Origin of the sequence: Bacillus sp. FDAARGOS_527 (assembly GCF_003812125.1) — a bacterium.
GTDB lineage: Bacteria > Bacillota > Bacilli > Bacillales > Bacillaceae_G > Bacillus_A > Bacillus_A paranthracis.
Genome location: NZ_CP033795.1, coordinates 3486242 through 3503518, shown reverse-complemented (window position 1 = coordinate 3503518; position 17277 = coordinate 3486242). Strand labels below are relative to the sequence as shown.

15 protein-coding genes and 1 other annotated feature are annotated in these 17277 nt (G+C 37.9%); of the genes, 13 read left to right on the top strand and 2 right to left on the bottom strand.

Features of this window, described 5'->3' with window-relative positions; all coding sequences use genetic code 11:
* Positions 1-57: 57 nt before the first annotated feature.
* From EGX95_RS20825 to EGX95_RS20785, 11 genes are all read left to right on the top strand, one after another.
* Positions 58-951, top strand: a complete 894-nt coding sequence (locus EGX95_RS20825) for a cation diffusion facilitator family transporter (RefSeq protein ID WP_001993152.1) — start codon at positions 58-60, stop codon at positions 949-951.
* Positions 952-1052: 101 nt separating this feature from the next.
* Positions 1053-3392 (top strand): single-stranded-DNA-specific exonuclease RecJ, encoded by a 2340-nt coding sequence (gene recJ / locus EGX95_RS20820; RefSeq protein WP_000941259.1) that lies wholly within the window; start codon positions 1053-1055, stop codon positions 3390-3392.
* 47 nt (positions 3393-3439) lie between these two features.
* Entirely contained in the window at positions 3440-3952 is a 513-nt protein-coding gene (locus EGX95_RS20815) for an adenine phosphoribosyltransferase (RefSeq protein WP_000346214.1), read from the top strand.
* Between the two features lie 210 nt (positions 3953-4162).
* Positions 4163-6346 carry a GTP diphosphokinase gene (gene relA / locus EGX95_RS20810; protein WP_001262809.1) on the top strand — a complete coding sequence of 728 codons (2184 nt, stop codon included), beginning with the start codon at positions 4163-4165 and terminating at the stop codon, positions 6344-6346.
* A gap of 17 nt (positions 6347-6363) precedes the next feature.
* Positions 6364-6804 carry a D-tyrosyl-tRNA(Tyr) deacylase gene (locus EGX95_RS20805; RefSeq protein ID WP_001266956.1) on the top strand — a complete coding sequence of 147 codons (441 nt, stop codon included), beginning with the start codon at positions 6364-6366 and terminating at the stop codon, positions 6802-6804.
* Positions 6805-6932: 128 nt separating this feature from the next.
* Positions 6933-7628, top strand: a complete 696-nt coding sequence (locus EGX95_RS20800; RefSeq protein WP_000447391.1) for an alpha/beta fold hydrolase — start codon at positions 6933-6935, stop codon at positions 7626-7628.
* Positions 7628-7768, top strand: a complete 141-nt coding sequence (locus EGX95_RS30510) for a hypothetical protein (RefSeq protein ID WP_000271105.1) — start codon at positions 7628-7630, stop codon at positions 7766-7768. The genes EGX95_RS20800 and EGX95_RS30510 overlap by 1 nt, the downstream gene beginning before the upstream one ends.
* A 114-nt stretch (positions 7769-7882) precedes the next feature.
* Positions 7883-8059 carry a hypothetical protein gene (locus EGX95_RS30505; protein ID WP_001242605.1) on the top strand — a complete coding sequence of 59 codons (177 nt, stop codon included), beginning with the start codon at positions 7883-7885 and terminating at the stop codon, positions 8057-8059.
* 54 nt (positions 8060-8113) lie between these two features.
* Positions 8114-8345: a binding site (T-box leader), on the top strand.
* Between the two features lie 69 nt (positions 8346-8414).
* The gene (gene hisS / locus EGX95_RS20795) at positions 8415-9686 is read left to right on the top strand and encodes a histidine--tRNA ligase (protein ID WP_000027087.1); all 1272 of its coding nucleotides are present in this window, start codon (positions 8415-8417) and stop codon (positions 9684-9686) included.
* A 12-nt stretch (positions 9687-9698) separates the two neighbouring features.
* The gene (gene aspS, locus EGX95_RS20790; RefSeq protein WP_000840908.1) at positions 9699-11474 is read left to right on the top strand and encodes an aspartate--tRNA ligase; all 1776 of its coding nucleotides are present in this window, start codon (positions 9699-9701) and stop codon (positions 11472-11474) included.
* A gap of 656 nt (positions 11475-12130) precedes the next feature.
* Positions 12131-12898: a tRNA threonylcarbamoyladenosine dehydratase gene (locus tag EGX95_RS20785; protein ID WP_000903179.1), complete on the top strand. Its 768-nt coding sequence runs from the start codon at positions 12131-12133 to the stop codon at positions 12896-12898.
* Between the two features lie 514 nt (positions 12899-13412).
* On the opposite strand, the gene EGX95_RS20775 is transcribed toward EGX95_RS20785, so the two are convergent.
* The gene (locus EGX95_RS20775; protein WP_000857699.1) at positions 13413-14054 is read right to left on the bottom strand and encodes an RsfA family transcriptional regulator; all 642 of its coding nucleotides are present in this window, start codon (positions 14052-14054) and stop codon (positions 13413-13415) included.
* 37 nt (positions 14055-14091) lie between these two features.
* The gene (locus tag EGX95_RS20770) at positions 14092-15378 is read right to left on the bottom strand and encodes a replication-associated recombination protein A (RefSeq protein WP_000812930.1); all 1287 of its coding nucleotides are present in this window, start codon (positions 15376-15378) and stop codon (positions 14092-14094) included.
* A 292-nt stretch (positions 15379-15670) separates the two neighbouring features.
* Between EGX95_RS20770 and cymR the strand changes: the two genes are divergently transcribed.
* Positions 15671-16087 (top strand): cysteine metabolism transcriptional regulator CymR, encoded by a 417-nt coding sequence (gene cymR / locus EGX95_RS20765; protein ID WP_000704116.1) that lies wholly within the window; start codon positions 15671-15673, stop codon positions 16085-16087.
* Between the two features lie 35 nt (positions 16088-16122).
* Positions 16123-17268, top strand: a complete 1146-nt coding sequence (locus tag EGX95_RS20760; protein ID WP_000439906.1) for a cysteine desulfurase family protein — start codon at positions 16123-16125, stop codon at positions 17266-17268.
* The last annotated feature ends 9 nt before the right edge of the window (positions 17269-17277 follow it).

The following is a 17277-nucleotide window of genomic DNA, read 5'->3' as shown; positions in this document are numbered from 1 at the left end:
TTACTGCCCATTAAAGTGGGATAAAAAGATAGGTTAAGAAAAGAAGGGATTTTAATGATGGAAAAAGATGAACGTTTTAAACAGGCCGAGTTTGGTGCTATTGTCGGGATCGTTGGTAATATTATATTAGCGATTATAAAGGCGGTAATTGGTTATATTGGGAACAGTAAAGCGCTATTAGCAGATGCGGTGCATTCTGCATCAGATGTAATTGGTTCGCTAGCTGTACTGTTTGGGTTACGAGCAGCAAAGCAGCCGCCCGATGAAGATCATCCGTATGGTCATGGTAAAGCGGAATCGATTTCAGCGATTATTGTTGCAGTATTATTATTTATTGTGGGAATCGAGATAGCGATTTCGTCCATAAAAGCTTTTTCACAGGAACTAGAACCGCCGAAAGGGATTACAATTTTTGCTGTCGTTCTTTCAATTATCGTGAAAGAAGGAATGTTTCAATATAAATTCCGATTAGGGAAAAAGGTAAATAGTGATGCAATTATTGCAAATGCATATGAGCACCGTTCAGATGTGTTTTCTTCAATTGCAGCTTTAATCGGTATTTGTGCAGCGATTATTGGTGGTAAGTTCGGGTTAGATTGGCTTGTGTATGCCGATCCAATTGCAGGATTATTTGTTTCACTTCTTGTTGCAAAAATGGCATGGAGTATTGGGGCAGAAGCAATTCATGCAACGCTTGATCATGTTCTTCATGAGGAAGATGTTATTCCACTTAGAGAAGCAGTACTTCAAATAGATGGTGTAAAAAAAATTGGTTCTTTATACGCAAGGGAACATGGTCATTACGTTATTGTTGATATTAAAGTTTCTGTAGATCCATACATTACTGTAGAAGAAGGGCATCGCATTGGAAAGCATGTGAAAGAAACGCTTATGAAACAAGATAACGTACAAAATGTGTTTGTACATATAAATCCGTATTCTCCAAATTAAACATTATTAACATTTTAGTATATAGATATTGCATCGTAGTTTGCATTATATTGTCACCCCTTAATCTGTCTTGTATAATGAACAGGTTAAGGGGTGATTTCGTGTTACAACCGAAGACGCGTTGGAAAGAAAAAGAATATAATGGCGAGCGAGTGAGTGAATTAGCAAGTAAATTACAATTATCACCACTTGTCGTTTCGTTATTCCTCGGTAGAGGACTAGATACAGAAGATAAGATTTTAGATTTTTTAAATACAGAAAATCAAGAATTTCATGATCCATTTTTATTAGAAGGAATGGATAGAACGGTAGAACGTGTAAATAAGGCGATTCAAAATGGAGAGCAAATATTAATATTTGGTGACTACGATGCGGACGGAGTAAGTAGTACGACTGTATTATATCTTGCCTTACAAGAATTAGGTGCAGACGTAGAATTTTATATCCCAAACCGTTTTACAGAAGGTTATGGACCAAACGAAGAAGCATTCCGTTGGGCGCATAGCGCAGGATTCTCATTAATTATTACTGTCGATACTGGTATCGCAGCTGTACATGAAGCGAAAGTAGCGAAGGAACTTGGGATAGATCTAATTATTACAGATCACCATGAGCCACCACCAGAATTGCCAGAAGCACTTGCGATTATTCATCCGAAATTAGATGGCGGTGTGTATCCGTTTCACTATTTAGCGGGCGTTGGTGTTGCGTTTAAAGTTGCGCATGCACTACTGGGCCGTGTACCAGAACATTTATTAGAAATTGCAGTAATTGGTACAGTAGCCGATTTAGTATCACTTCACGGTGAAAATAGATTGCTAGTGAAGCGCGGTTTAAAACATATGCGCATGACGAAAAATATTGGACTAAAGGCGCTATTTAAAGTTGCTAACGTTTCGCAAAGTGAAATTACAGAAGAGAGTATTGGCTTCTCAATCGCACCTCGTATTAATGCAGTTGGACGTTTAGAAGATGCTACGCCGGCTGTACATCTTTTATTATCAGAGGATCCCGAAGAAGCGAAAGAGCTGGCTGAAGAAATTGATGAGCTGAACAAACTGCGAAAAGATATTGTAAAGCAAATTACAGAAGAAGCTATCGCTGAGGTGGAAAATAATTTCCCGCCTGAAGACAATAAAGTATTAGTGCTTGCAAAAGAAGGGTGGAATCCAGGTGTAATTGGAATTGTTGCTTCTAAATTAGTTGAACGTTTTTATCGCCCAACGATTGTATTATGCATTGATCCTGTAAAAGAAACTGCAAAAGGTTCAGCGCGTAGTATTGCAGGATTCGATTTGTTTGCAAACTTGTCAGATTGTAGAGAGTTATTGCCACACTTCGGGGGACATCCGATGGCAGCGGGAATGACGCTACATATGAATGATGTAGATGAATTACGCCGCCGTTTAAATGAACAGGCAGATACAATTTTAACGGAAGAAGATTTTATTCCAATTACAGCTGTCGATGCTTTTTGCAAAGTGGAGGACGTAACACTTGCAGCAATTGAAGATATGCAAAAGTTAGCGCCATTTGGTGTTGGAAATCCAAAGCCACGTATTGCAGTGAAAGATGCGGAGTTAGAAAGTATTCGTGCAATCGGATCAGACGGTTCTCATTTAAAGATGTCTCTTCGTGATGGACAAGCAACATTGGATACAATTGGATTCGGTTTTGGTGCGTACGCGAAAGAAATTTCTCCAGTTGCAAAAGTATCTGTAATAGGAGAAGCGTCTATCAATGAATGGAATAATTTTAAGAAGCCGCAATTAATGGTGCAAGATATTGCTGTAGAGGCATGGCAATTATTTGATTGGCGTAGTATGCGTAACGTAGAAGCAAATTTAGCAGAACTTCCGAAAGAAAAAATCACGATGGTGTATTTTTCTAAAGAGGTATTGCATAAATTTTCTTTAGAAGACTATAAAGAGCATATGATGCATGCATCAGAAGTAACCGAGTTAGATGAGCAATACATCGTGTTACTTGATTTACCAAAAGGAACAGATGAATTACGAGATCTATTTAAAGTTGGGTTCCCGTCGCGAATTTATACGCTATTTTATCAAGAGAATAATCATTTATTTAGTACTGTTCCAACGAGGGATCACTTTAAATGGTACTATTCATTCTTGAGCCAAAAATCACCATTTTCTTTAAGACAATATGGAGAACAACTATGTCAACATAAAGGTTGGTCAAAAGATACAGTAAATTTCATGACACAGGTGTTTTTTGAGTTAGAATTTGTTACAATAAAAGATGGCGTCATTTTTATGGCAGACAAAAAACAAAAGCGTGATTTAATTGAATCGAACACATATCGTGAGAAAATGAACCACTTACAATTAGAAAAAGAATTGGTTTATAGCACATATCAGCAACTATATACATGGTTTGAAACGATTCGTAATCATAAAGAAGTAGAACAGTTAGGGTAAAGGATTTGTATTTACAAACCTTTTAGATCTGAGGAGGATTCAGAAATATGGATTTCAAGCAACATATCGCAATTGTACCGGACTATCCAAAAGAAGGTATTGTGTTTAAAGACATTACACCGTTAATGAACGACGGTAAAGCATACAAAGCAGCAACAGATGCAATCGTTGAGTATGCAAAAGAGAGAGACATCGACCTTGTAGTAGGTCCAGAAGCTCGTGGCTTTATTATTGGTTGCCCAGTTTCTTACGCATTAGAAGTAGGATTTGCGCCAGTTCGTAAATTAGGAAAATTACCACGTGAAGTAATTACAGTTGACTACGGTAAAGAATATGGTAAAGATGTTTTAACAATCCATAAAGATGCAATTAAACCAGGTCAACGCGTATTAATTACAGATGACTTATTAGCTACAGGTGGAACAATTGAAGCGACAATTAAGTTAGTTGAAGAGCTAGGCGGAGTTGTAGCAGGAATTGCATTCTTAGTAGAACTTACTTACTTAGATGGTCGTAAAATGTTAGATGGTTACGATGTATTAGTATTAGAAAAATACTAATCACTATATAGGTAGAACTACGGTGATAAAAAGTACCCGTGAATCTCTTGGAGAGGAGCGGGTACTTTTGTATAATTGAACCAAAAATTATAGTGAAATGTCAGTAAAATCTTTTCCTTTTCACAATTCACAATCATTGGGTTATAATGATAGAATATAATTTATTCTATTTAATAAAGATAAAGTCAATTTTCAATAAAAGGTGATTCGATGGCAAATGAGCAGGTACTAACAGCTGAACAGGTACTCGAGAAAGCAAGTCAATATTTAGTGGATGAAGATATTGAGCTAGTAGCACGTGCCTATGAATATGCACGCGATGCGCATAGCGAACAATACAGAAAATCGGGTGAACCATACATTATTCATCCAATTCAAGTTGCAGGTATTTTAGTTGATTTACACATGGATCCAGCTACAGTATCAGCAGGTTTCTTACATGATGTAGTAGAAGATACAGAGATTACATTAGAAGATATTGAACGGGAATTTAATAAAGAAATTGCTATGCTTGTTGATGGTGTGACAAAGCTTGGAAAGATTAAATATAAATCTCATGAGCAACAACAAGCAGAAAACCATCGCAAAATGTTTATTGCAATGGCTCAAGATATTCGAGTTATTTTAATTAAACTAGCTGATCGTCTTCATAACATGCGTACATTGAAACATTTGCCTCAAGAGAAGCAGCGTCGCATTGCGAATGAAACGTTAGAAATCTTTGCGCCTTTAGCACATAGACTCGGAATTAGTACTATTAAATGGGAGCTAGAGGATACGTCACTTCGCTACTTAAATCCACAGCAATATTATCGTATTGTAAATTTAATGAAGCGTAAACGTGCAGAACGTGAAGAGTATTTAGACGAAGTAATGACTGGTATTCGTGAGAAATTAGACGAAGTTGCAATTCAACCTGAAATTTCTGGAAGACCAAAACATATTTACAGTATTTATCGTAAAATGGCACTGCAAAATAAACAGTTCAATGAAATTTACGATTTATTAGCTGTACGTGTCGTTGTAAATAGTATTAAAGATTGTTATGCAGTACTTGGAATTATTCATACGTGCTGGAAGCCGATGCCAGGTCGTTTTAAAGATTATATTGCAATGCCGAAAGCAAATCTATACCAATCTCTTCATACGACTGTAATTGGACCGAAAGGTGATCCGCTTGAAGTGCAAATTCGTACGAAAGAAATGCATGAGATTGCAGAATTCGGGATCGCGGCACACTGGGCGTATAAAGAAGGAAAAACAGCAGAAACAACAGGTACATTAGAGAAGAAACTTACATGGTTCCGTCAAATATTAGAATGGCAAAATGAAGCTTCTAATGCAGAAGAGTTTATGGAGTCGTTAAAAATTGATTTATTCTCTGACATGGTATTCGTCTTTACACCGAAAGGCGATGTAATGGAATTACCACTTGGATCTGTTCCAATTGACTTTGCATATCGTGTGCATTCAGAGATTGGGAATAAAACAATTGGTGCAAAAGTAAACGGGAAAATGGTGACACTTGACTATAAATTAAAAACAGGTGACATCATTGAGATTTTAACATCGAAACATTCGTATGGACCAAGTCAAGATTGGGTGAAACTTGCTCAAACATCTCATGCAAAAAACAAAATACGTCAGTTCTTTAAGAAACAACGTAGAGATGAAAATATTGAAAAAGGCCGTGAACTTGTTGAGAAAGAAGTGCGTAGCCTAGAGTATGAGATGAAAGAAGTGTTAGCGCCTGACAATTTAAAACGAGTTGCTGAAAAATTCAACTTTGCAAATGAAGAAGATATGTTTGCGGCAGTTGGATATAATGGTATCACTGCATCGCAAATTGTTACGCGACTAACGGACAAGTTCCGTAAGCAACGTGAAGAAGAAGAGATTGTTGAAGTTAAAGAAGTTCGTAAACCGATGAAAATTCGAAAATGGGATTCTGGCGTTAAAGTAAGTGGTGCAGATAATTTATTAATTCGTTTATCAAAATGCTGTAACCCAGTACCTGGTGATGATATCGTTGGGTATATTACGAAAGGCCGAGGCGTATCGATTCACCGCCGTGACTGTGTAAATGTTCATACAGAAGAAGCTATAGAACGTTTATTAGAAGTAGAGTGGGAAGGTAGCCCTGAAAAAGAAATTGAGTATAACGTTGATATTGAAATTTCAGGTTACGATCGCCGTGGTTTATTAAACGAAGTATTACAAGCTGTTACAGAGACGAAAACGTACATTTCAGCAGTTTCTGGTAGAAGTGACCGTAATAAGATGGCAACAATTAATATGTCAATCTCTATTCGTAACTTACAGCACTTGAAAAAAGTAGTAGAACGCATTAAACGTGTTCCAGAAATTTATGCAGTACGACGCATGATGCATTAATAGGGAGTGTAGAAAAGATGAGAGTTGTTTTACAACGATCAAAAGAAGCGTCTGTCACAGTAGACGGTGAGATCGTAGGACAAATTCCGTTCGGTTTAACATTACTAGTTGGCATTACGCATGAAGATACAGAAAAAGATGCAACTTACATTGCAGAAAAAATTGCGAACTTACGTATTTTTGAAGATGAGAGCGGAAAGATGAACCATTCTGTACTTGATGTAGAAGGACAAGTTCTATCCATTTCGCAATTCACATTATACGGAGATTGCCGCAAGGGAAGACGTCCAAACTTTATGGATGCAGCTAAACCTGACTATGCAGAGCGTTTATATGATTTCTTTAATGAAGAAGTACGTAAGCAAGGATTGCATGTAGAAACAGGGAAGTTCGGAGCAATGATGGATGTTTCTTTAATCAATGATGGTCCGGTTACCTTAATTGTGGAAAGTAAATAGTGTTGCAAGAAGAGAGGGGATGAGCCCCTCTCTTCTTTTATGGTTTTTAATGGTATATTTTGTTAATTATTGTTATGATAGTTAAGAAAATAAACGATATAATCGGGGGATTATGGGAGGTAAAACTTATGGAAACATTTGTACTCGTTCATGGAGCATGGGATGGCGGTTATGTTTGGAAAAAACTAGCTGAACTTTTAAGGGAAGAGGGTCATAGTGTATATACTCCTACATTAACTGGACTTGGGGAACGAACACATCTTATGCAACCTAATATAGGGTTGAAGACATTTATTCAAGACATTGTTAATACTATTAAATATCAGGGTCTAAAAGATGTAATTTTGGTAGGACATAGTTATTCTGGTATGGTAATTACAGGGGTGGCAGAAGTGATTCCCGAGTTCATTAAGGAGCTAGTATACGTGGATGCAATGCTTCCGGAAGATGGTGATTCTGTTATGGATATTTCTGGACCGGAAATGGCCGCGCATTTTATAGAAGAAGTAAAAGTATACGGGGAGGGATGGCGTGTTCTTCCTAGAAATACAATAGATGAAAGAAAATCAGCGATGCCATTGTTGGCTTTTACACAATCGGTTGAAATAAAAAACTCTAAAGCACAATGTATACCGCATATATACGTAGAAGTAAAGGATAATCCAGAACATTGGCCAATGACGTCTATCTTTTTAGAATCAGCAAAAAAAGCAAGAGATAGAAAATGGGAGGTTTTTTCTATTGAAGTTGGTGGGCATTGGGTAATGGAAACTAATCCAGAGGCATTGGTCCGTATATTGAATCAGAGTGTAGAAGTAATTTAATGTATGCTTTACTTCCTATAGAAGAAATGGCCGCGCAAGTTGTATTACATGTAATGTTAGAAATTCTCGTAATTGGGGTAGGTATCGTTATATTATTTGAAGCATCATATGCTAGCAAGTGGACTAGCTCATTGTTATAAATCCAATACTAATGTTTATTTTGAGTCAATAGCTTTTTCGTTTATGTATAACTCTCTAATCAATATGGAACAATAAAAAGTAAAACATCCATATTGAATGTGAGGGATATACGTATGCGTATGAATGAAAAAGGGCATTCTGTTACAAATGGTGCAAATCAACTGTTTAACGTAAATTTTCATGATTTTATTTCAAAAGAGCAAAACAATACTTCGATGGAGCTTGCTTCTGAGTTTGGGATTTCTCTTCAAGATGTAAAGCGTCTAAAGAAGCAGATTGAACGCTCTTAGAGCACTTGACAATCCTACTGAACAAACGTATAGTAATTTTATATTTACATATGAATATAACCTTTGATAGAGAAGAGTAAATGAGACACACATGGAAAGAGAAGAAATGTCTTAGGCTGAAAACATTTCTACATGATGACTGATTGAATGACACTCTAGAGGTTTCAACTTGAACGGCGTATACGCTTAGTAGGGATGAACGCACATTTAAGCGTTATTAAAAAAAGTGGAAGCATACGTGCTTCAATTAGGGTGGCACCACGGGTATAATACTCTCGTCCCTACTGTTCAAACAGTAGAGGCGGGAGTTTTTTTATTTTTATTAAGATTAAAACAATTTGAGGAGGAACTGAATATGTCTATTCAAATCCCACGCGGAACGCAAGATATTCTTCCAGGTACTGTTGAGTTATGGCAGTATATCGAAGGGCAAGCACGCGAAATTTGCCGTCGTTACAATTACAAAGAAATTCGTACACCAATTTTTGAACACACTGAGCTATTTTTACGTGGTGTTGGTGATACGACAGATATCGTACAAAAAGAAATGTACTCATTCCAAGATCGTGGAGAGCGTAGTTTAACATTACGTCCAGAAGGTACTGCACCTGTTGTACGTTCTTACGTTGAAAATAAAATGTTCGGTGACGCAACGCAACCAACGAAATTATATTATATCGGTCAAATGTTCCGTTACGAAAGACCGCAAGCAGGTCGCTATCGTCAATTCGTACAATTCGGTATTGAAGCAATCGGTAGTAACGATCCTGCAATTGATGCAGAAGTCATTGCACTTGCTGTAGAGTTTTACCGCGGCATGGGCTTAAAAAATATTAAAGTTGTATTAAACAGCTTAGGTGATGCAGCAAGCCGTCAAGCACACCGTGATGCATTAATCGCACACTTTGAGCCACGTATCGGCGAATTCTGTTCTGACTGTCAATCTCGTTTAGAAAAGAACCCTCTTCGTATTTTAGATTGTAAGAAGGACCGTAACCATGAATTAATGGGAACAGCACCATCTATTACAGAATACTTAAACGAAGATTCAGCAGTATACTACGAAAAAGTTCAAGAACTATTAACGATGATGGATGTTCCATTTGAAAAAGATCCGAACTTAGTACGTGGTTTAGACTACTACCAACACACTGTATTTGAAATTATGAGTGAGGCAGAAGGTTTCGGTGCTATTACTACATTAAGCGGTGGTGGACGTTACAACGGACTTGTACAAGAAATCGGTGGACCAGAAATGCCAGGTATCGGTTTTGCGATGAGTATTGAACGTTTAATTATGGCACTAAAAGCTGAAAACATTGAATTGCCAATCGAACATAGCATTGATTGTTACGTTGTAGCGCTTGGTGAAAAAGCAAAAGACCATGCTGCAAAAGTTGCGTTTGATCTTCGTAAAGCTGGATTATCAGTTGAAAAAGATTATTTAGATCGCAAAATGAAAGCACAATTTAAATCAGCAGATCGTCTAAAAGCGAAATTTGTAGCTGTATTAGGGGAAGATGAGTTAGATAAAGGTATCATCAACTTAAAAGATATGGCAACAGGCGAACAAGAAGAAGTAGCATTAGATGTATTTGCTTCATACGTAGCAGAGAAATTAATATAGGGGGAACTTACAGTGGCTGAAAGAACGCATGCATGTGGAAAAGTAACAGTAGAAGCAGTTGGACAAACAGTTCAATTAAAAGGTTGGGTACAAAAACGCCGTGATTTAGGTGGATTAATCTTTATCGACTTACGTGACCGTACAGGTATCGTACAAGTTGTATTTAACCCAGAAACATCAAAAGAGGCGCTAGAAGTAGCAGAAACAATTCGTAGCGAATACGTACTACACGTAGAAGGTACAGTTGTTGAGCGTGGTGAAGGCGCAATTAATGACAATATGGCAACGGGTCGTATTGAAGTACAAGCAACGAAAGTAAATGTATTAAATGCAGCGAAAACAACGCCAATCATTATTGCTGATGATACAGATGCATCAGAAGATGTGCGTTTAAAATATCGTTATTTAGACTTACGTCGTCCTGTAATGTTCAACACATTCAAAATGCGTCATGACGTAACAAAAACAATTCGTAACTTCTTAGACACAGAAGAATTCTTAGAAGTGGAAACACCAATTTTAACGAAGAGCACGCCAGAAGGAGCTCGTGATTATTTAGTACCAAGTCGTGTACATGATGGTGAATTCTATGCATTACCACAATCTCCACAGCTATTTAAACAGCTTCTTATGGTCGGCGGATTTGAACGTTACTATCAAGTAGCACGCTGTTTCCGTGATGAAGATTTACGTGCAGACCGTCAACCAGAATTTACGCAAATCGATATTGAAGCTTCATTCTTAACACAAGAAGAAATTTTAGATATGATGGAGCGCATGATGACGAAAGTTATGAAGGATGCGAAAGGTGTAGAGATTAGTGCACCATTCCCTCGTATGACTTACGCTGATGCAATGGCTCGTTACGGTTCTGATAAGCCAGATACACGCTTTGAAATGGAACTAACAGACTTATCTGAGTTTGCAGCAGGTTGTGGATTTAAAGTATTTACAAGTGCTGTAGAAAGCGGCGGACAAGTAAAAGCAATTAATGCAAAAGGTGCTGCGAGCAAATACTCTCGTAAAGACATCGATGCATTAACTGAATTCGTAAAAGTATACGGTGCAAAAGGTTTAGCTTGGCTTAAAGTGGAAGAAGACGGCTTAAAAGGACCGATCGCGAAATTCTTCGGTGAAGAAGATGCAAACGTGTTAATGAATACATTAGAAGCTACTGCTGGTGACTTATTACTATTCGTAGCAGATAAGAAGAGCGTTGTTGCAGATAGCTTAGGTGCACTTCGTTTACGTCTAGGTAAAGAGCTTGAGTTAATTGACGAAAGTAAATTTAACTTCCTATGGGTAACGGATTGGCCGCTTCTTGAGTACGATGAAGATGCAGATCGTTACTTCGCAGCTCACCACCCATTCACAATGCCATTCCGTGAAGATGTTGAGCTATTAGAAACAGCACCAGAAAAAGCACGTGCGCAAGCATATGACCTTGTATTAAACGGTTATGAGCTTGGTGGTGGATCACTTCGTATTTACGAGCGTGACGTACAAGAAAAAATGTTCAAAGCGCTTGGATTCTCACAAGAAGAAGCACAAGAGCAATTCGGATTCTTATTAGAAGCATTCGAATACGGTACGCCACCACACGGCGGTATTGCATTAGGTTTAGACCGTCTTGTTATGTTACTTGCAGGTCGTACGAACCTTCGTGATACAATTGCATTCCCGAAAACAGCAAGCGCAAGCTGCTTATTAACAGAAGCTCCAAGCCCAGTTGCAGAAGCACAGCTTGAAGAGTTAAACTTAAAATTAAGCTTAAAAGAAGAGAAGTAAGAATAGGGTCTAGATGGTTATACTAATACCATCTAGGCTTTTTTTGAGAGGTTGTTTAAAAAGTCCGGTTCAGATAACTGTCGCATCTCATCGTTGCTTCGCCAGTCCGGTGCTCGAGTAGTAACGCTACACTGTGCTCCTCCTGGCTTCAGCGCCTCGATCTGCTCGGCCCTCTGAATCCTCCTTTTTAAACGTGTATTGGAAGGAAGTTTAAAAAGTCCGGTTCAGATAACTGTCGCATCTCATCGTTGCTTCGCCAGTCCGGTGCTCGAGTAGTAACGCTACACTGTGCTCCTCCTGGCTTCAGCGCCTCGATCTGCTCGGCCCTCTGAATCCTCCTTTTTAAACGTGTATTGGAAGGGAGTTTAAAAAGTCCGGTTCAGATAACTGTCGCATCTCATCGTTGCTTCGCCAGTCCGGTGCTCGAGTAGTAACGCTACACTGTGCTCCTCCTGGCTTCAGCGCCTCGATCTGCTCGGTTCTCTAAATCCTCCTTTTTAAACGTGTATTTAGGAAGAAATAAAATCCCGGTTTACACTATGTTTTTATTTTTGAAATATGTATTTTTAGGAATTCTATAACTTTTTCTATACAAATAGTCGGAAAAACGCTAGAATACATGGTAGACCATTTTTGTAATAGGAGTGTAGAGCTGAATGTTACATCAATTTTCACGTAATGAATTAGCCTTCGGTAAAGAAGGACTTGAAATATTAAAAAATAGTACAGTCGGTATTTTAGGAATTGGCGGCGTAGGTTCTTTTGCAGCTGAAGCGTTAGCACGTTCTGGAGTTGGGCGTCTCGTATTAGTAGATAAAGATGTTGTAGATATTACAAACGTAAACCGTCAAATTCACGCTTTAGTATCTACTGTAGGACGTTCAAAAGTAGAATTAATGAAAGAGCGTATTGCAGACATTAACCCAGAGTGTGAAGTAATTGGACTAGAAATGTTTTACACAGATGAAACATATGAAGAGTTCTTTAAGTACGGTTTAGACTTTGTAGTGGATGCATCTGATACGATTACGTTCAAAATTCATTTAATTAAACAATGTTTACGTCGTAAAATTAAAATTATCTCAAGTATGGGTGCAGCAAATAAAATGGACCCAACTCGTTTCCGTATTGCGGACATCTCTAAAACACATACAGATCCAATTGCGAAAGTCATTCGTACGAAGCTTCGTAAAGAGGGCATTAAAAAAGGTGTAAAAGTTGTCTTCTCTGACGAAAATCCAATCGTAATTCGTGAAGAAGTACGTAAAGAAATCGTACCAGACGAAAATGCAAAAATTCGTAAAGCGAAATTACCACCTTCATCAAATGCATTCGTACCATCTGTGGCAGGCTTAATTATGGCAAGTCACGTTGTACGTGAACGCATTAAAAATGTAGAAGTGAAACGTGTAGGGCAAGAATAAAGTGAAAGCATATATCCATTTTTGGATATATGCTTTTTTAGATGTGCTAAAGAAATAGGGGGATTTGCATTGCTACTAGTTCAAATGCAAGCAAGGTCAGTAAGTAATAATCATATTTGTCTGATTTATAACCTGAGGTCTTTTTTAAACTGTGAATGGTAAAAAGGCCTAACGTTAGAACGAGAATACCGAGTGTTATTTTGAAGGCTACTAATGAAATGGCAATCAGCTCCTTTCAATCGTATATGTTTATAGTAACATTTAAGTAAAAAATATCCAGTTGATTCAGGGAGTTCTTTGTATAGCGGGTTTGCTTATTTTGTAAATATTTGTCGGTAAATCGATATTCCTTGTCGAATAGTCGATATAATTAAAAAATCGTTGATATATTGTAAGTTATGATAGATATATTCGAAAAATCGTCGATATAATTTCATTTACCAATATGTTATCCACCGAAGAGACAAAAAAAGGATGTCACTTAGCCGGAAAATTGGGCTAGGTGACATCTTTTTTAATTCTCTGCAGAATAAATAATATCTAAATTACCATTTTGATCTGTCTTAAAAATGGGAGCGATTTGTTCTTCTTGTTCTTCAACTGAAACAAGTTTTCGAGCACGGTCCATAATTCTAACGAGCATTGCGTAATCTTCTTCGATTGCTTGTTGTTTTTTTGTGAGTGCGGCTAATTTAGTTTCAAGCTCATCATTCGTTTTTTGCAAGGAAGTGAGCTGAGTTTGTAATACTTCATTTTCAGTTTGTAACTTTGCGAGTGAAGGATTATTGTGCTCTAAGTTTTGCAAAAACGAGATGACATTTTGCATTGTAAGTTCTTGTTTACTTGGTACAATATCTTCTGAAAACTCAGCATCGATTACGAGTTGTTTCGTTTTTGTGAACTGATCTTTTTCTATTTTAGCTTCAGAACGCTTTAATTCTTTACGTTGTTTTTTCGCAAGCTGCACCGCATCTTCATAATTCGGTCTTACTTCAGCATTCCATCTAAAACCGCAAGCTGCGGAAGTGCGGTTTAAAGCATCGCCGACTTCATCGAATGCTTTTATTTGTGTACTGCCGCTGCGAATATGTCGTAAAACAGTTTCTGCTAAAAGGAGATCGTCTTCTTTTGTCCATGCATCTTGACGTGTTTTCATAAGCGAAGCCTCCATAATGGTGACGTTTTCGCTTATGTTACCCTTTATTTTTCGTTTTATTCGAACTTTGTAATCTTTCATATACAGTAGAAAGTGCTTGTTCAAATTTCCCTGTCATTTTCGGTTTATAATATTGTTTGTTTTTTATTTTATCAGGTAAGTATTGTTGCGGTACCCAACCATTTGGATGGTCGTGTGGATATAAGTAGCCAATGCCTCTTCCAAGTGCCTCTGCGCCTTTGTAATGACTATCTTTTAAATGACTTGGGATGTCACCTGTTTGCCCGTTACGTAAATCGTGTAAGGCAGCGTCAAGTGCTTTATAAGCTGAGTTTGATTTTGGTGATAGGCAAAGCTCAATAACGGCATTTGCAAGTGGTATGCGTGCTTCTGGGAATCCAACTCGTTCCGCTGATTCTATAGCTGCTAGCGTACGCGGTCCAGCTTGCGGGCTAGCAAGTCCAATATCTTCATATGCCATAATAAGAAGACGTCTACCGATGCTTTGTAGGTCACCAGCTTCAATAAGACGTGCTAAATAGTGAAGTGCTGCATTTACATCACTTCCGCGCACCGATTTTTGAAATGCCGATAATACGTCATAATGAGCATCTCCGCCTTTGTCATGAACGAAGCTCTTTTTTTGTAAGCATTCTTCGGCGATTTCCAGCGTAATTTCCGCAGCTTTGTCATCAGTTGTAAAGCTAGATAAAACAGCTAGTTCCAGTGCATTATAAGCGGAACGCATATCTCCGCCTGATGCATTTGCGAAGTGATGTAATGCTTCAGGCGTAACAGTTACATCATATTCCCCAAGACCTTTTTCTTTATCTTCAAGTGCTCGTTTTAAGCCAATTAAAAGATCATCTTCTGTTAATGCGTGTAATTCGAAGATTTGACACCGACTTCGAATAGCAGAATTAATAGCATGGAACGGATTACTCGTCGTCGCACCAATTAAGGTAAGGAGTCCACTTTCTAAATGAGGTAATAGAAAATCCTGTTTTGCTTTATCTAGACGGTGTACTTCATCTAAAATTAAAACGAGGTGTCGATGCATTTTTGCCTCTTGTACGACAACTTCCATATCTTTTTTATTATGAGTAACAGCGTTTAATAGGCGAAAAGGGGTTCCGGTACTTCCTGCAATTGCGCTCGCGATGGATGTTTTTCCAGTGCCTGGAGGACCATATAAAATCATAGATTGAAAATGATTTGCTTGGACCATTCGCCATAAAATTTTTCCTTCACCAACTAAATGTTGTTGTCCGATAATTTCTTGAATATTTGTAGGGCGCATTCGATGTGCGAGTGGTTGTTTCATTTTTACCGTCTCCCTTAATGTATAATCTCTTTCTATCGTATCATTTTTTTTAGTGGAATTTGAAATAGGATGCTGTTTTGTGGGAAAAATGAATGTGAATATTTTCATTTTTCTTTCAATTGTAATAATTTCCGAGTTTTTCAATGTGATTTTATGTTATCATTTTGATACACAAGTTGAAATTTCTTATAATACTATATTATGCTATAATTTCATAGGATTTTAAATTGTGTTCTTTTACAAATAAGATATAACCAATAGAAGTGAAAATTTGAAAAGAGGTGCAAAATAGATGAAGATTTCAACAAAAGGCCGCTACGGCTTAACAATTATGATCGATCTTGCAAAAAAGTTTGGTGAAGGTCCAATTTCCTTAAAATCAATTGCGCAGGCACATGATTTATCGGAACATTACTTAGAGCAATTAATTTCACCACTTCGTAACGCGCGTCTAGTAAAGAGTACACGCGGGGCATATGGCGGATATGTACTATCAGATCAGCCGGCTAACATTACAGCTGGAGATGTAATCCGTGTATTAGAGGGTCCGATTAGTGTTGTAGAAATGATAGAAGAAGAAGAACCAGCACAACGCCAATTATGGATGCGTGTTCGTGATGCGGTGCAAGAAGTGTTAGATAGTACAACGTTAGAAGATTTAGTACGTTATGAGGAAGAAAATCACGGGGGCTATATGTTTTACATTTAATTCCTTGTGAAACGATTTGGAAAGAAGGAGATTTAATGGAACGCATTTACTTAGATCATGCTGCGACATCTCCGACTCACCCAGAAGTGGTCGAAAAGATGATTCCATATATGACAGAAACATTCGGAAACCCGTCTAGTATTCACTTTTATGGACGTCAAACGCGCCATGCAGTAGATGAGGCGAGACGCGCATGTGCACGTAGCATTCATGCGAATCCGAATGAAATTATATTTACGAGCGGTGGTACGGAAGCTGATAATTTAGCGCTTATCGGTGTAGCGCGTGCGAACCGTCATAAAGGTAACCATATTATAACGACACAAATTGAACATCATGCAATTTTGCATACGTGTGAATTGTTAGAGCGTGAAGGATTTGAAGTGACATATTTACCTGTTGATGAAACAGGACGAGTTCAAGTTTCTGACATACAGAAGGCATTAACAGAAGAGACAATTCTTGTATCTATTATGTTTGGGAATAATGAAGTTGGGACGATGCAACCAATTGCGGAAATAGGTAAGCTGCTAAAAGAGCATCAAGCTTATTTCCATACAGATGCGGTACAAGCTTACGGTTTAGTAGAAATTAATGTGAAAGAGTTTGGTATTGATTTATTATCAATTTCAGCTCATAAAATTAACGGGCCAAAAGGTGTCGGGTTCTTATACGCTGGTGCAAATGTGAAATTTGAACCGTTATTAATAGGCGGGGAGCAAGAAAGAAAACGCCGTGCTGGTACTGAAAATGTGCCGAGTATCGTTGGGTTGCATCATGCAATTTTGCTAGCTGAAAAAACTCGTGAGCAAAAAAATGCCCAATATGAAGAGTTTAAAGATATAATGGTATCTGTCTTCAAAAATGAAGACATTACTTTCGAGGTAAACGGAAACTTAGAATATCGCTTACCACATGTGCTTAATATTAGTTTTACAGGAATGAACATTGAACCGTTTCTTGTGAACTTAGACTTAGCTGGCATTGCAGTATCAAGTGGTTCGGCTTGTACAGCTGGTTCAATTGATCCATCACATGTATTAGTGGCGATGTTCGGAAAAGACTCCGATCAAATACGTTCATCCGTACGCTTTAGTTTCGGACTTGGAAATACGAAAGAGCAAGTTGAGAAAGCGGCGTACGAAACAGTGAAAATCGTGAAGCGATTAACACAAAATTAGCATGGGAGG

Bases quoted from the DNA above. Each gene is read 5' to 3' on its own strand.
- EGX95_RS20825 (WP_001993152.1), top strand. From the start codon at position 58: ATGGAAAAAGATGAACGTTTTAAACAGGCCGAGTTTGGTGCTATTGTC.
- EGX95_RS20815 (WP_000346214.1), top strand. From the start codon at position 3,440: ATGGATTTCAAGCAACATATCGCAATTGTACCGGACTATCCAAAAGAA.
- relA (WP_001262809.1), top strand. From the start codon at position 4,163: ATGGCAAATGAGCAGGTACTAACAGCTGAACAGGTACTCGAGAAAGCA.
- EGX95_RS20805 (WP_001266956.1), top strand. From the start codon at position 6,364: ATGAGAGTTGTTTTACAACGATCAAAAGAAGCGTCTGTCACAGTAGAC.
- EGX95_RS20800 (WP_000447391.1), top strand. From the start codon at position 6,933: ATGGAAACATTTGTACTCGTTCATGGAGCATGGGATGGCGGTTATGTT.
- EGX95_RS30510 (WP_000271105.1), top strand. From the start codon at position 7,628: ATGTATGCTTTACTTCCTATAGAAGAAATGGCCGCGCAAGTTGTATTA.
- EGX95_RS30505 (WP_001242605.1), top strand. From the start codon at position 7,883: ATGCGTATGAATGAAAAAGGGCATTCTGTTACAAATGGTGCAAATCAA.
- hisS (WP_000027087.1), top strand. From the start codon at position 8,415: ATGTCTATTCAAATCCCACGCGGAACGCAAGATATTCTTCCAGGTACT.
- EGX95_RS20785 (WP_000903179.1), top strand. From the start codon at position 12,131: ATGTTACATCAATTTTCACGTAATGAATTAGCCTTCGGTAAAGAAGGA.
- EGX95_RS20775 (WP_000857699.1), bottom strand. From the start codon at position 14,054: ATGAAAACACGTCAAGATGCATGGACAAAAGAAGACGATCTCCTTTTA.
- EGX95_RS20770 (WP_000812930.1), bottom strand. From the start codon at position 15,378: ATGAAACAACCACTCGCACATCGAATGCGCCCTACAAATATTCAAGAA.
- cymR (WP_000704116.1), top strand. From the start codon at position 15,671: ATGAAGATTTCAACAAAAGGCCGCTACGGCTTAACAATTATGATCGAT.
- EGX95_RS20760 (WP_000439906.1), top strand. From the start codon at position 16,123: ATGGAACGCATTTACTTAGATCATGCTGCGACATCTCCGACTCACCCA.